General features: G+C 44.0%; 11 protein-coding genes. 9 read left to right on the forward strand and 2 right to left on the reverse strand.

Annotation, left to right across the window (positions count from 1 at the left end):
- Positions 1-106: 106 nt before the first annotated feature.
- On the forward strand, positions 107-1,585 hold the full coding sequence (gene ilvC, locus BA1DRAFT_RS12620; RefSeq protein WP_036779661.1) for a ketol-acid reductoisomerase: 1,479 nt from the start codon (positions 107-109) through the stop codon (positions 1,583-1,585).
- A 157-nt stretch (positions 1,586-1,742) separates the two neighbouring features.
- Positions 1,743-3,770 carry a DNA helicase Rep gene (rep, locus tag BA1DRAFT_RS12625; RefSeq protein ID WP_036779663.1) on the forward strand — a complete coding sequence of 676 codons (2,028 nt, stop codon included), beginning with the start codon at positions 1,743-1,745 and terminating at the stop codon, positions 3,768-3,770.
- 50 nt (positions 3,771-3,820) lie between these two features.
- Here rep and gppA read toward each other — a convergent pair whose 3' ends face one another.
- Together gppA and rhlB are read right to left on the reverse strand one after the other, a co-directional pair.
- Positions 3,821-5,323 (reverse strand): guanosine-5'-triphosphate,3'-diphosphate diphosphatase, encoded by a 1,503-nt coding sequence (gene gppA / locus BA1DRAFT_RS12630; protein ID WP_036779702.1) that lies wholly within the window; start codon positions 5,321-5,323, stop codon positions 3,821-3,823.
- 6 nt (positions 5,324-5,329) lie between these two features.
- A complete protein-coding gene (rhlB, locus tag BA1DRAFT_RS12635; protein WP_036779666.1) occupies positions 5,330-6,616 on the reverse strand; it encodes an ATP-dependent RNA helicase RhlB in 1,287 nt (428 codons plus the stop codon).
- Between the two features lie 118 nt (positions 6,617-6,734).
- On the opposite strand from rhlB, the gene trxA reads away from it, so the two are divergent.
- The 7 genes from trxA (at position 6,735) to rffG (ending at position 14,860) form a co-directional block, all read left to right on the forward strand.
- The gene (gene trxA / locus BA1DRAFT_RS12640; RefSeq protein WP_036779669.1) at positions 6,735-7,061 is read left to right on the forward strand and encodes a thioredoxin TrxA; all 327 of its coding nucleotides are present in this window, start codon (positions 6,735-6,737) and stop codon (positions 7,059-7,061) included.
- A gap of 477 nt (positions 7,062-7,538) precedes the next feature.
- Positions 7,539-8,798, forward strand: a complete 1,260-nt coding sequence (gene rho / locus BA1DRAFT_RS12645; RefSeq protein ID WP_011148733.1) for a transcription termination factor Rho — start codon at positions 7,539-7,541, stop codon at positions 8,796-8,798.
- A 296-nt stretch (positions 8,799-9,094) separates the two neighbouring features.
- A complete protein-coding gene (gene wecA / locus BA1DRAFT_RS12650) occupies positions 9,095-10,180 on the forward strand; it encodes a UDP-N-acetylglucosamine--undecaprenyl-phosphate N-acetylglucosaminephosphotransferase (protein ID WP_036779672.1) in 1,086 nt (361 codons plus the stop codon).
- A 29-nt stretch (positions 10,181-10,209) separates the two neighbouring features.
- Positions 10,210-11,262: an ECA polysaccharide chain length modulation protein gene (gene wzzE, locus BA1DRAFT_RS12655; RefSeq protein WP_036779674.1), complete on the forward strand. Its 1,053-nt coding sequence runs from the start codon at positions 10,210-10,212 to the stop codon at positions 11,260-11,262.
- A 127-nt stretch (positions 11,263-11,389) separates the two neighbouring features.
- Positions 11,390-12,511, forward strand: coding sequence for a non-hydrolyzing UDP-N-acetylglucosamine 2-epimerase (gene wecB, locus BA1DRAFT_RS12660; RefSeq protein WP_036779676.1), 1,122 nt, complete (start codon positions 11,390-11,392; stop codon positions 12,509-12,511).
- Between the two features lie 19 nt (positions 12,512-12,530).
- Positions 12,531-13,793: a UDP-N-acetyl-D-mannosamine dehydrogenase gene (wecC, locus tag BA1DRAFT_RS12665; RefSeq protein WP_036779705.1), complete on the forward strand. Its 1,263-nt coding sequence runs from the start codon at positions 12,531-12,533 to the stop codon at positions 13,791-13,793.
- A complete protein-coding gene (gene rffG / locus BA1DRAFT_RS12670; protein WP_036779678.1) occupies positions 13,790-14,860 on the forward strand; it encodes a dTDP-glucose 4,6-dehydratase in 1,071 nt (356 codons plus the stop codon). Before wecC ends, rffG begins: the two co-directional genes overlap by 4 nt.
- Positions 14,861-14,874 lie beyond the last annotated feature (14 nt).

The following is a 14,874-nucleotide window of genomic DNA, read 5'->3' on the forward strand; positions in this document are numbered from 1 at the left end:
GCTTTCATGTCATATATTGAAAATATATAAACCCTCACAGGGTGAGGAAATCTAAAAAACAGTCGCAGCACTTCATTGCTGAGCACAACATGATACGGAGTCACTAATGGCTAATTATTTTAATACGCTGAATTTGCGTCAGCAGTTGGCGCAGTTAGGTAAATGTCGTTTTATGGCGCGGGAAGAGTTTGTTGATGAGGCAGGATATTTAAAAGGCAAAAAAGTGGTTATCGTCGGTTGCGGAGCGCAAGGGCTGAATCAGGGCCTGAATATGCGTGACTCCGGTCTGGATATCGCCTATGCCCTGCGTAAAGAGGCCATTGAAGAAAAACGTGCTTCATGGCGTAAAGCGACGGAAAGTGGTTTTCAAGTCGGCACTTATGAGGAGTTGATACCGCGGGCTGATTTGGTAATTAACCTGACGCCAGATAAGCAACACTCTTCTGTTGTTCGCGCAGTTCAACCGTTGATGAAAGAAGGGGCTGCACTGGGTTATTCTCACGGTTTAAACATTGTTGAAGTCGGTGAACAAATCCGTAAAGACATCACTGTGGTGATGGTAGCGCCTAAGTGTCCCGGTACCGAAGTGCGTGAAGAATACAAACGGGGTTTTGGTGTGCCTACTTTGATCGCAGTTCACCCGGAAAACGATCCGAAAGGTGAAGGTATGGCGATCGCTAAAGCATGGGCTGCGGCAACGGGAGCGCATCGCGCCGGTGTTCTGGAATCTTCTTTCGTGGCTGAAGTGAAATCTGACCTGATGGGAGAGCAAACTATTCTGTGCGGTATGCTACAGGCTGGCTCACTGCTGTGTTATGACAAACTGGTGGCAGATGGCGCTGAGCCGGGTTATGCAGGAAAATTGATCCAGTTTGGCTGGGAGACCATCACAGAAGCATTGAAACAAGGTGGCATCACGCTGATGATGGACCGTCTGTCTAACCCGGCAAAACTGCGAGCGTATGCTCTGTCTGAACAGTTAAAAGAAATGATGACGCCGCTGTTCCAGAAACATATGGATGATATCATTTCCGGTGAATTTTCTTCCGCTATGATGGCTGACTGGGCCAATGATGATAAGAAACTGTTAGGTTGGCGTGAGGAAACGGGTAACACTCCGTTTGAGAATTCACCTGAATATGATGGCAAAATCAGTGAACAGGAATACTTTGATCACGGCGTTTTAATGGTTGCGATGGTGAAAGCCGGAGTTGAACTGGCATTCGAAGTTATGGTTGATACCGGTATTATTGCTGAGTCTGCCTATTATGAATCTCTGCATGAATTACCGCTGATTGCGAATACTATCTCTCGTAAACGCTTGTACGAAATGAATGTCGTTATTTCTGATACAGCAGAGTATGGTAACTATTTGTTCTCTCATGTTGCGGTCCCACTGCTGAAAGAGAAGTTTATGGGTTCGCTACAGGCGGGTGATTTAGGTAAGCCGGTTGTAGATAACGGTATCGATAACGCCCAGTTACGCGATGTAAACGAAGCTATCCGTAACCACCCAATTGAAGTTGTTGGCCGCGTATTACGTGGTTACATGACAGATATGAAACGTATTGCTGTTGGCGGTTGATTAAAGATAAGGGGGGAGAAATTCTCCCTCTTTGCATTTAATATTTATCAACCAGTAGAGTCCTTTTCCTTCACAAAGAAAACCGAGTTTCCTTTCCCCCCTTTCTGCTACAATTCTATCCCCTAAGATACTGTCCTGATATAACTTATTAAACATCATGCGATTAAATCCTAGCCAACAACAAGCTGTCGAATTTGTTACTGGTCCTTGTCTGGTCCTGGCGGGAGCGGGTTCTGGCAAAACTAGAGTGATCACCAATAAAATTGCTCATCTTATCCGTACTTGTGGCTATCAGCCTCGTCATATCGCCGCTGTGACGTTTACTAATAAAGCTGCGCGGGAAATGAAAGAGCGTGTAGCACAAACTCTGGGGCGCAAAGAGGCTAAGGGGCTGATGATTTCTACTTTCCACACATTAGGATTGGAAATTATTAAGCGCGAATACAAAGCGTTAGGAATGAAAAGCAATTTCTCGTTGTTTGATGATCAGGACCAGATGGCTCTGTTGAAAGATTTAACAGCCGATTTACTGGAAGAAGATAAAGATCTATTACAAAAATTGATATCTGCCATTTCAAACTGGAAAAATGATCTGCTTTCTCCACAGCAAGTTTTGGCATTGGCCCGTTCAGCTCAGGAGCAGCAGTTTGCTGAATGTTATCGTCGTTATGATTTACATCTAGCGAGCTGTAATGTATTGGATTTTGACGATTTGATTACCAAACCGACTTTGCTAATGCAGCGTGATGAAGAAGTCAGGGAGCGTTGGCAGAACCGTATCCGTTATCTGTTGGTAGATGAATATCAGGACACCAATACCAGTCAATATCAACTGGTAAAATTGTTGGTGGGACAAAGGGCTCGTTTTACGGTGGTGGGTGATGATGACCAGTCTATTTATTCATGGCGCGGCGCAAGACCTCAAAATTTGGTGCTCCTGAAAGAGGATTTCCCGAAGCTTAATGTGATCAAACTGGAACAGAACTATCGTTCCTCTGGCTGTATTCTGAAAGCGGCTAATATTTTAATCGCTAATAACCCCCATGTGTTTGAAAAACGGCTTTTTTCTGAACTGGGGTATGGTGATCCGTTAAAAGTGATTACCGCTAATAATGAAGAGCATGAAGCGGAAAGGGTTATTGGGGAGCTGATGGCGCATCACTTTATCAATAAGACCGAATATAAAGATTACGCCATTCTCTACCGAGGAAATCATCAATCCCGCGTGTTTGAAAAGATGTTGATGCAAAACCGCATTCCTTATCGGATTTCTGGTGGCACTTCTTTCTTTGCCCGCCCTGAAATTAAGGACTTGCTAGCTTATCTGAGGGTGCTGACTAATCCTGAGGATGACAGCGCATTCCTAAGAATTGTCAATACACCAAGACGTGAAATTGGTGCGGTTACCATTCAAAAACTGGGTGAATGGGCGAATCAGCGCGATAAAAGTCTCTATCAGGCTAGTTTTGATCTTGGTTTGGCCCAAAATCTAACCGGCCGCGGTTTGGCGGCACTACAGCGTTTTACTCACTGGATGGATGAGATAACTCGCCAGGTTGAACGAGATCCTTTGCTAGCTGTACGTGATCTACTACACGGTATGGATTATGAAAGTTGGCTGTACGAAACATCACCGAGTCCAAAAGCAGCTGAGATGCGGATGAAAAATATTAATCAGTTGTTCACTTGGATGAGTGAAATGCTGGAAGGTGATGAACTGAACGAACCAATGACTTTATCTCAGGTGGTCGCGCGTTTCACATTACGGGATATGTTGGAGCGAGACGAGGATGGTGAGGAGTTTGATCAGGTGCAATTGATGACTCTACATGCTTCCAAAGGGTTGGAGTTTCCCTATGTCTTTCTGGTCGGCATGGAAGAAGGGTTATTGCCTCATCAGAGCAGTATTGATGAAGAGAATATTGATGAAGAGCGACGATTGGCTTATGTTGGGATCACCCGTGCTCAACGGGAGCTATTCTTTACTTTATGTAAAGAGCGTCGTCAATATGGCGAGTTAATCCGCCCAGAACCCAGTCGTTTTTTGTACGAGTTGCCACAAGATGACTTACATTGGCCGCAAGATAAAAAAATAGTGACTGCCGAAGAAAGAATGCAAAAAGGGCAATCGCGTATCGCGGATATCAAATCGCGTTTAGGGCTTGGGCAGAAAAATAAGTCGTAAATATATTGAAGACTCCCTGTATCACAGAGATACAGGGAAAACGATTTTATTCAGGTTTGAGTATCCGACTCGCCTAAAACAAGTGGCCATTGAACATGGCTTTGCCACTGAATTTCCTGCTGTAAAGACTCTGCCCTCAGAGGGTGTTGCATTAGCCAGCCATGAGGTAACGTTATTGTTAACGCTTCACCACTCACTTTTAAACGTAGTGCAGGGAAAGTGTCATCTCGACGGCGGTTGGCGAAGATGATAGCTAACCGCAACAGACGACATAAACGTTGAGCCTGTATCAGAGGTAAGGCGTTTTGTTGATTGAAGGAAAACAAATCAATGGGGCCACTTTGGTTCTTTAGTAATGTGGCTAAGAGTTTTTTCTGTGCGGGCGTATAGCCGGGGAGAGTGAGATAATTGATAAGATAGGCTGCATGTGATGGAGCTTGGTGGAAATCAATACTCAGGCCAATTTCATGTATCAGACAGGCACTTTGTAATAATTCATGACATCGGCTATCCAGCTCCCAAGGTTTCGCAATTTGTGGTAGGAAGTGTTCAGCCAATTGTTTGACTCGTTGAGATTGTTCAACGTCTAACTGAAAACGGCGCTGTATATTACGTAGTGTTCTGGTACGAATATCGGGTTCTATTGGTAAATCCAACATGCCGTAAACAAGACCTTCCCGTAAGGCGCCGCCCGCAAGGATCATACTTTCAATATTTAATGCCTGGAAAATCGCTATCAGGATAGCCAGACCACTTGGGAAAACCAAAGCCCGTTCCAGCGTCAACCCTTCTATTTCCAATTCTTCCAGTTTACCGCATTCAATCGCTTTATGTTTGAGCTCTTGAAGTTTCGGCAAAGTGATCAGCTCGTCCATACCCTGAGCAATCATGATTTCTTGTAGAGCCTGAACGGTGCCGGAAGCGCCTACACAAATCTGCCAACCTTGTTCGGTAAGCTTTGGTGCAATGGGTTTCAACGTTTCATGTGCGGCAGCTTCGGCTTTGGCGAAATTTTCTTCCGTCAGGCTACGGTCATTAAAATAGCCTTCAAGCCAGGTAACACAACCCATACTTAGGCTGGATAACTGAGTGGCTTTTGCCCCATTCCCCGTAACCAGTTCTGTACTTGCGCCGCCAATATCGACAACCAGACGTTTTTCAGGGCCGCCAGTTGTATGGGCAACACCTTGATAAATAAGCCGAGCTTCATCTTCGCCACTGATTACCTTAACCGGACAATTAAGGATTTTTGCTGCTTTTTTCACAAATTCGTCTGAATTTTCAGCGATGCGTAAAGTTGCCGTAGCAACAACACGGATTTGTGATGGTGGTATATCCTGTAAGCGTTCAGAAAAAACCCTGAGACATTGCCAGCCTCTCTCCATCGCCTGTTGAGATAAACGGTTATTTTTATCTAATCCGGCGGCCAGCCTGACTTTACGTTTGATTCGTGCCAGTATCTGCATACTGCCGGATACTTCGCGCACAACCAGCATATGAAAACTGTTTGAACCCAGGTCGATAGCCGCATAGAGCGAAGAAGAACTCAGCATCATTATTCAGCCTGAACGTTTACGGTTATTACGTGGTGTATTATTACGATGCGACAAATTGTTACGGCGCTGATGGTTTCCTGAACGTGAACGATAGCGGCGTTTAGGAGCCGGTAAGTCTTGCAGCAAGGCTTGGCTGTTATATTTGCTGACTGGGATAGCGTGCTGAATATAACTTTCAATCGCTGGCAGGTTTAGAGCGTATTCTTCACAGGCCAGGCTGATCGAGTGTCCGCTTTCACCTGCTCGGCCAGTACGGCCAATGCGGTGAACATAATCCTCACAATCATCGGGTAAGTCATAATTAAATACGTGAGTGACTGACGGAATATGTAATCCACGGGCTGCGACATCAGTGGCAACTAGAACATCAATATTGCCGTTGCTGAATTCTTCTAGAATGCGTAACCGTTTTTTTTGTGCTACATCACCGGTTAGTAACCCAACTCGATGTCCGTCAGCAGCCAGATGCGCCCAGATATCTTCACAACGATGTTTTGTATTGGCGAAAATGATGCAGCGATCAGGCCACTCTTCTTCCAATAACGTTTGCAGCAGGCGCATCTTTTCTTCATTAGAAGGATAAAACAGCTCTTCGCGGATACGGTGTCCCGTTTTCTGTAGCGGTTCCACCTCGACATACTCTGCATGATTCATTTGCTCAAATGCCAATTCTCGGACTCGGTAAGAGAGTGTGGCAGAAAACAGTAGGTTCATACGTTCGTTTGCTGGTGGCATCCGGCGGAATAACCAGCGGATATCTTTGATAAAACCGAGATCGTACATGCGATCAGCTTCATCAAGAACCACGACTTGAACCGCATTCAGATTAATGTACCCTTGTTTGGTATAGTCGATCAGACGTCCGGTAGTGCCGATAACAATGTCAACACCAGATTCCAGCACTTTTAGCTGCTTGTCGTAACCATCGCCGCCGTAGGCAAGACCCATCTTTAAACCCGTTACCTGTGCCAGATTTTCTGCATCTGAGTAAATCTGTACAGCAAGTTCGCGGGTAGGAGCCATAATCAGCGCTCTTGGCTGATTGGTTTGACGCTCCTCCGCTGCGGGATGAGTCAGTAAATAATGAAAAGCAGACGCTAAAAATGCTAGCGTCTTCCCCGTACCGGTTTGCGCTTGCCCCGCGACATCACGACCTTCGACAGTGAAAGGCAATGTCAATGCTTGTATCGGTGTACAATTAGAAAAACCCTTATTATCAAGAGCTTCTATAACCTTGGGGTGCAAGGCGAAGTCGGAAAACTTCTTTTCTGTCAAGTGTGTTTTACTCATAGTGTGGTAGAATATCAGTTAACCATTGTCTTACGAAAGTGTATCCACTGAAATAAAGGCAACCTTATATCAGTAATGTTACACTAGCATGGTAAAAAATTATTCTTTGGAGTAAAAAATGAGCGAAAAAATTATTCATTTGAGTGACGCTAGCTTTGATACTGATGTTCTTAACGCAGAAGGTCCAGTTCTTGTCGATTTTTGGGCTGCCTGGTGTGGGCCATGTAAAATGATTGCCCCTATCTTGGATGAAATTGCCCCAGAATATTTAGGCAAACTGACTATTGCTAAATTGAACATTGATGACAACCCGGCAACGGCTCCTAAGTATGGTATCCGTGGTATTCCTACACTGTTGCTGTTCAAAGATGGTCAGGTTGCTGCTACTAAAGTGGGAGCATTGTCAAAGACTCAATTGAAAGAATTTTTGGATACTAATCTCTGATTGAAGTGAGCTCACATTAATACCGGGCGTTTAGCGTATATTATTATTTCTTTCATTGACCGCTAGACGTCCGTAAAGAAGCGTGATAAGTTAGCGCCACTGCTTGTATCACATACATCATGTTAGAAGTATGTTGCATACTGAATAATCTGTAGTGTCTGATAAGTCTGTTATCTCTGGATAGTCTAAAATATCCAATGGGTTATACGGGAATAATCTGGCGTATAGCTCGTTACGTTGAGATAGTTTTTATCGAAATCAGTAATGTTTCAGCATTATCTCAACAGCGTTTTTGACAGCCTGTCAGTCTTATTTGAGCTCAATCTTAGTACTTCAAATTATTACCTTTTTATATGAATAACGTATTAAAGGTCTGATTTGTTTTTTGTACAAAATAAACAGGCACCGATCGATGACGCTGCCATACTATTCACGTTCATAGTTCGAGATATACCCCGAGTTTAAGAACCCACCATTATGAATCTTACCGAATTAAAGAATACGCCGGTATCTGAATTGATTACACTCGGCGAAAATATGGGGCTGGAAAATCTAGCCCGTATGCGTAAACAAGATATTATCTTCTCTATCCTTAAGCAGCATGCGAAAAGCGGAGAAGATATCTTCGGTGATGGCGTGCTGGAGATATTGCAGGATGGATTTGGATTCCTCCGTTCAGCAGACAGCTCCTACCTTGCCGGCCCCGATGATATCTACGTTTCTCCTAGCCAAATCCGTCGTTTTAACCTCCGTACCGGTGACACAATTTCAGGTAAAATTCGTCCACCTAAAGAGGGTGAACGCTATTTTGCCCTGTTGAAGGTTAACGAAGTTAATTTTGACAAACCAGAAAATGCTCGCAGTAAAATTCTTTTTGAAAACTTGACACCGCTGCATGCTAATAGCCGCTTGCGTATGGAGCGTGGTAATGGTTCCACTGAGGATTTGACTGCCCGTGTTCTGGATCTGGCAGCACCGATTGGCCGTGGACAACGTGGTCTAATCGTCGCGCCACCAAAAGCGGGTAAGACGATGTTGCTGCAAAATATTGCTGCTAATATTGCTCACAATCATCCAGATTGTGTATTGATGGTACTTCTGATTGATGAACGTCCAGAAGAAGTTACTGAAATGCAACGTCTGGTAAAAGGTGAGGTTATTGCTTCTACTTTTGATGAGCCTGCTTCTCGTCACGTTCAGGTGGCAGAGATGGTTATTGAGAAAGCAAAACGTCTGGTTGAACACAAAAAAGACGTGATTATTCTGCTTGACTCTATTACTCGCTTAGCACGTGCTTATAACACTGTTGTTCCTGCATCCGGTAAGGTATTGACTGGTGGTGTGGATGCTAACGCGTTACATCGTCCGAAACGTTTCTTCGGTGCTGCGCGTAATGTGGAAGAGGGCGGAAGCCTGACCATTATTGCGACTGCGTTGGTGGATACAGGTTCCAAGATGGATGAAGTAATTTACGAGGAGTTTAAAGGCACTGGTAACATGGAGCTGCATCTCTCCCGTAAAATTGCTGAAAAACGCGTTTTCCCAGCTATCGATTACAACCGTTCTGGTACACGAAAAGAAGAGCTACTCACCACCTCTGAAGAGCTACAGAAAATGTGGATTCTGCGCAAAATTATTCATCCGATGGGAGAAATTGATGCGATGGAATTCCTTATCAACAAACTGGCTATGAGCAAAACAAACGACGATTTCTTTGACATGATGAAACGTTCATAGTTTTAACTCAGTTCATGATCATTTTAACAGCGCCACAGTTTCGTGGCGTTTTTTGTATCCACTGTACTGTTATAGCACTAGATATGGCATGTATCTTGCAAGCTGTATATGCTGCCATATATTTGAAATAAGCATTAAAAAAATGATGTAAGAGTATAAAGGCCATTAATTTTTTCATAATAAGCAGTGTTTTCGTAAGCTGGAATGCTCATGAGGGTAGAGTCTGGCTAGAAAATCATATGTTATCGGTTGATAAATGACCAGGGTGTGTTTACTTTTTACAGAGAGTTATCATCGTGAATATTCTCAGTATGAATATTGAAATTTTTTATGTTTTTCTGTTTTCTTTTGCGTTTTTGTTTATGGCACGTAAAATAGCAAAGAAAGTTGGCCTTGTTGATAAGCCCAATTATCGTAAGTGTCATCAAGGGCTAGTGCCTCTGGTTGGAGGAATATCAATATTTGTTGGGATTTGTTTTACTTTTGTTATCACAAAAGAATTCATTCCTCACAAGTGGTTATATTTGGTTTGTGCTGGTGTGTTGGTATTTATCGGCGCATTGGATGACCGTTTTGATATCAGCGTTAAGATCCGGGCAGCCATCCAAGCTCTGGTTGGTATTGCGATGATGTATTTTGCTGGCCTAAAATTGGATAGTCTTGGTTATGCTTTTGGCCCTTGGGACATGACACTTGGGCCGTTTAGTTATGTTGTGACGCTATTTGCTGTCTGGGCTGCCATCAATGCATTCAATATGGTTGATGGGATAGATGGATTATTAGGCGGATTATCCTGTGTCTCCTTCGGTGCTTTGGGGATCTTGCTGTATCAAAGTGGTAATACGGCACTAGCATTATGGTGTTTTGCATTTATTGCTGCCATTCTCCCTTATATTGTTCTTAATCTTGGTTTATTAAGCCAACGCTTCAAAGTGTTTATGGGAGATGCGGGCAGTACGCTGATTGGTTTTACCATTATCTGGCTGCTTATTGAATCTACTCAGGGGAATGAACATCCGGTTAATCCAGTTACTGCGTTGTGGGTTGTTGCCATTCCATTAATGGATATGGTTGCTATTATGTACCGCCGGTTACGGAAAGGGATGAGTCCATTTTCTCCTGACAGGCAACATATTCACCACCTAATTATGCGGTCTGGATTCTCATCACGTCAGGCTTTTATTTTAATCACTGTTGCTGCCGCTTTATTAGCCGCTATCGGTATTACCGGAGAATGGCTGGAATTTGTGCCTGAGTGGGTAATGTTGGCACTGTTCTTGCTTGCATTTGTGTTGTATGGCTATTGCCTCAAGCGTGTTTGGAAGGTGGCCCGTTTCATTAAACGGCAAAAGCGTCGTATGCGCCGTTCAGCTAACCATTAAACATCTATTATCAGCAGAGGTTCTGTGCAGTGATAAAATCAGAAACGAAATCTATTCAGAATGAACAAGCTTTGGAGCATGAGCTGGATATCAGAGCCTTGTGCAGTGCGTTATGGCGTGGAAAGATATGGATTGTTGTACTGGCAATCATTTTCGCAACCACGGCGTTAGGGGCATCTTATCTGATGCAACAAAAATGGAGTGCCACAGCAATCACGGATTTGCCTACGATTAATCAATTGGGAAGTTATTACTCTCAGCAGCAGTTTTTGCGCAATCTGGATACGCACATTAACATTTCACCGGAAACTCAGTTACCATCTATTCCAGAAGAAGCCTATAAGGAGTTCATCACTCAGGTTGCAGCATATGATACTCGCCGTGAATTCTGGTTGAAATCTGATTATTACAAGCAGCGGCAGGAGGGAGATGCCAGAGCTGATGCGGCCTTATTAGATGAATTAGTCAATAATATTCAGTTTATTCCTCATGATGATAAAAAAGTGCTGAATGACAGCATTAAACTGACTGCGGAGTCTTCTGAACAAGCAAATCAACTCCTGCGCCAGTACATTGCTTTTGCTAATAGTCGTGCTAGTACTCATTTAAATGATGAATTAAAAGGCGCATGGATTACCCGCGCCCAATCTATGGATGCACTGGTTAAGCGACAGGAAATGGTAGCTAAAGCGGTTTATAACCGCGAAATGAATGTATTGCAGCAGTCCCTGAAAATTGCGGAAAAACAAGGAATTCGGCGCAATCAAACGGATACGCCGGTGGAGCAGTTGCCCGATTCAAAAATGTTTATGTTAGGGATGCCGTTGTTACAGGCTCAACTTGAGACTTTGGAAGCCACAGGGCCTAAGTATGATGTGGACTATGACCAGAATATTGCAATGTTAGCAGCATTGGATGTTCTTCCGACACAGGATCAATTCCAGGCTTACCGCTATTTGAGAACACCAGAGGAGCCGATTACCAGAGATAGTCCTCGTAGAATGTTCTTGATGATCATGTGGGGGGCAGTTGGTGCTTTAGTGGGTGCCGGCGTGGCGTTGGTTAAATGTTCGCGTAAATAATCAGATAATTATTAGAAATAACTATTTCTGAAGGGATATCTTCTGCAACTCCAGCAGCAGGAGTAAATAGCATTAAGAGTATTGTTTGCAGGAAAATCTGCAAGTTACTGACTATAAGAGAGTCACTGTGAAAGTGTTGACTGTGTTTGGTACTCGGCCGGAGGCCATTAAGATGGCTCCGCTAGTACACGCATTGGCAAAGGATGAAGCCTTCGAAGCGAAAGTATGTGTCACCGCCCAACATCGGGAAATGTTGGATCAGGTGTTACACCTTTTTGAGATCACTCCCGATTTTGATCTCAATATTATGAAATCAGGGCAAGATCTAACGGATATTACTTGTCGTATTTTGGCAGGATTAAAGCCTGTTTTAGCAGAATTTAAGCCTGATGTTGTATTGGTTCACGGAGATACGACAACAACGATGGCAACCAGTTTGGCTGCGTTCTACCAACGTATCCCTGTTGGTCACATTGAAGCTGGATTAAGAACGGGTGATCTTTATTCCCCTTGGCCGGAAGAGGCGAACCGTAAGATTGCTGGACATCTGGCAATGTATCATTTTGCTCCGACGGAAAACTCTCGTAAGAATTTACAGAAAGAATCAATTACAGATAATCGAGTTTTTGTTACCGGAAATACAGTGATTGATGCATTGCTGTGGGTACGTGATCGAATAATGAATGATGAGGCAATGCGAAGTAAGCTAGCGAAGCACTACCCGTTTATTGATACTAATAAAAAAATGATCCTAGTGACGGGGCATCGTCGTGAGAGTTTTGGTGGCGGATTTGAGCGAATTTGTGAAGCTTTGGCACAGATAGCCCGCGCTCATCCAGATGTGCAAGTCGTCTATCCGGTTCATCTAAACCCGAATGTCAGTGAGCCAGTAAAGCGCATTTTGCATGATATTGATAACATTATTCTCATCAAACCCCAGGATTATTTGCCATTTGTTTATCTAATGAACCATGCCTATATGATCCTGACAGATTCTGGTGGTATTCAGGAAGAAGCTCCTTCTTTAGGAAAACCGGTGTTAGTGATGCGTAACACGACTGAACGACCAGAGGCGGTTGATGCTGGAACGGTACGTTTGGTAGGAACAGAAACAAAAACTATCGTGGAAGAGGTGACTCGATTGTTGACAGACGATGCTGCCTATCAACAAATGAGCCGCGCTCATAATCCTTACGGGGATGGCGATGCCTGTCAACGTATTCTCGACGCTTTGAAAAAAATCAGGTGACACTATGGGCTTTGAAACTGTGAGCTTTGAAACTATTTCTGTTATTGGTCTTGGTTATATTGGTTTGCCAACGGCGGCAGCGTTTGCATCCCGCAATAAGAAAGTCATTGGCGTGGATGTGAATCAGCATGCAGTAGAAACCATCAACCGTGGTGCAATTCATATTGTAGAACCGGATCTAGACAAAGTGGTGAAAGTTGCCGTAGAAGGCGGTTACCTGAAAGCCGTGATTGCTCCGTTACCAGCAGATGCTTTTCTGATAGCTGTTCCGACACCTTTTAAAGGCGATCACGAGCCGGATATGACGTATGTCCGTTCCGCAGCCGAATCTGTAGCTCCGGTGCTGAAAAAAGGTGATCTGGTTATTCTGGAATCTACCTCACCAGTAGGCGCGACGGAGCAGATGGCGGAATGGCTGGCAGCAGCGCGTCCTGATTTAACTTTCCCACAACAGGTTGGAGAGGAGTCTGATATTGATATCGCTTACTGTCCTGAACGTGTGTTACCAGGACAAGTTATGGTTGAATTAATTAAGAACGACCGTGTTGTTGGCGGTATGACGTCAAAATCTTCGGCCAGAGCTAGCGAGCTGTATAAAATTTTCCTTGAAGGTGAATGTGTTGTCACTAATTCAAGAACGGCAGAAATGTGTAAGCTGACAGAAAACAGTTTCCGAGATGTAAACATTGCATTCGCCAATGAACTTTCCCTGATTTGTGCTGATCAAGGGATCAACGTGTGGGAACTGATCAGCTTGGCAAATCGTCACCCGCGTGTAAATATTCTCCAACCAGGTCCTGGCGTGGGTGGTCATTGTATTGCAGTTGATCCGTGGTTTATTGTTTCTCAAAACCCGAAACAATCACGTCTTATTCATACCGCACGTATGGTTAATGATGACAAACCATTGTGGGTTGTGGATCAAGTGAAAGCGGCTGTTGCGGATTGTTTAGCTGAAAGTGGAAAACGCGCAAGCGAAGTGAAAATTGCCTGTTTTGGTTTGGCGTTTAAACCAAATATTGACGATTTGCGTGAGAGCCCAGCGGTGCATATCACCGATATGATTGCGCAATGGCATGCAGGTGAAACGCTGGCTGTAGAACCTCATGTTCATGAATTACCTGCTTCCTTGAAGGAAATAACTCGATTAGTTAATCTGGAAAAGGCGCTGGAAGAAGCGGATATCCTGTTGATGCTGGTGGATCATAATCAGTTTAAAGCTGTAAACAGTCATGAAATTAAACAGAAGTGGATTGTGGATACAAAAGGAGTCTGGCGTTGAGACGTATTCTAATCACAGGTGGTGCGGGTTTTATTGGTTCCGCGGTTGTGCGGCATATCATTGATAATACAGAAGACAGCGTGGTTGTGGTTGATAGTCTGACTTACGCCGGTAATCTGGCGTCTCTTGCCCCAGTTGCAGATAGCTCTCGTTATGCGTTTGAACAGGTTGATATTTGTCAACGTGGAGCGCTGGATCGAGTTTTTGAGCAATATCAGCCGGATTGTGTGATGCATCTGGCGGCAGAAAGCCATGTGGATCGCTCTATTGATGGCCCGGCGGCATTTATCGAAACCAACATTGTAGGTACTTATACTTTGTTGGAAGCTGCGCGTGCTTTCTGGCAGAAACTCAGCGAAGAGAAACAGGCTGTTTTCCGTTTTCACCACATTTCAACAGATGAAGTGTATGGTGATTTACATGATGAAGAGGGCTTCTTTACCGAAACAACACCTTATGCGCCAAGTAGCCCATATTCGGCGTCCAAAGCGTCCAGCGATCATCTGGTAAGAGCATGGTACCGGACTTATGGTTTACCGGTCATTATCACCAATTGTTCTAATAACTATGGTCCTTATCATTTCCCGGAAAAACTGATCCCACTGATGATCTTAAATGCATTAGCAGGAAAATCTTTACCGGTATATGGTGAAGGGAAACAAATTCGCGATTGGTTGTATGTGGAAGACCATGCCAGAGCACTCTATTTGGTTGTGACAAAAGCTGAGCCGGGCAAAACCTACAATATTGGTGGTCATAATGAACGCCAAAATATTGATGTGGTTTGTGCGATTTGTGAACTGATGGAAGAATTTTGTCCTGAGAAACCCGCGGGTATTGCGTATTATCGAGACTTAATTACTTATGTTGCGGATCGTCCAGGCCATGATATGCGTTATGCCATTGATGCAGCTAAAGTTGAGCGTGAGCTAGGCTGGAGACCTCAAGAGACATTTGAATCAGGTATTCGTAAAACAGTTCAATGGTATTTGGAAAATGAAAACTGGTGGCGTAAAGTTCAAGACGGCTCTTATGCCGGTGAACGCCTTGGATTAGGTAAAAACTGAATGACGATGGGGGC

The sequence above is a fragment of the Photorhabdus aegyptia genome (genome assembly GCF_000612035.1).
GTDB lineage: Bacteria > Pseudomonadota > Gammaproteobacteria > Enterobacterales > Enterobacteriaceae > Photorhabdus > Photorhabdus akhurstii.

Excerpts from the sequence above, each read along its gene's own strand:
- ilvC (WP_036779661.1), top strand. The coding sequence starts at position 107 with ATGGCTAATTATTTTAATACGCTGAATTTGCGTCAGCAGTTGGCGCAG.
- rep (WP_036779663.1), top strand. The coding sequence starts at position 1,743 with ATGCGATTAAATCCTAGCCAACAACAAGCTGTCGAATTTGTTACTGGT.
- gppA (WP_036779702.1), bottom strand. The coding sequence starts at position 5,323 with ATGCTGAGTTCTTCTTCGCTCTATGCGGCTATCGACCTGGGTTCAAAC.
- rhlB (WP_036779666.1), bottom strand. The coding sequence starts at position 6,616 with ATGAGTAAAACACACTTGACAGAAAAGAAGTTTTCCGACTTCGCCTTG.
- trxA (WP_036779669.1), top strand. The coding sequence starts at position 6,735 with ATGAGCGAAAAAATTATTCATTTGAGTGACGCTAGCTTTGATACTGAT.
- rho (WP_011148733.1), top strand. The coding sequence starts at position 7,539 with ATGAATCTTACCGAATTAAAGAATACGCCGGTATCTGAATTGATTACA.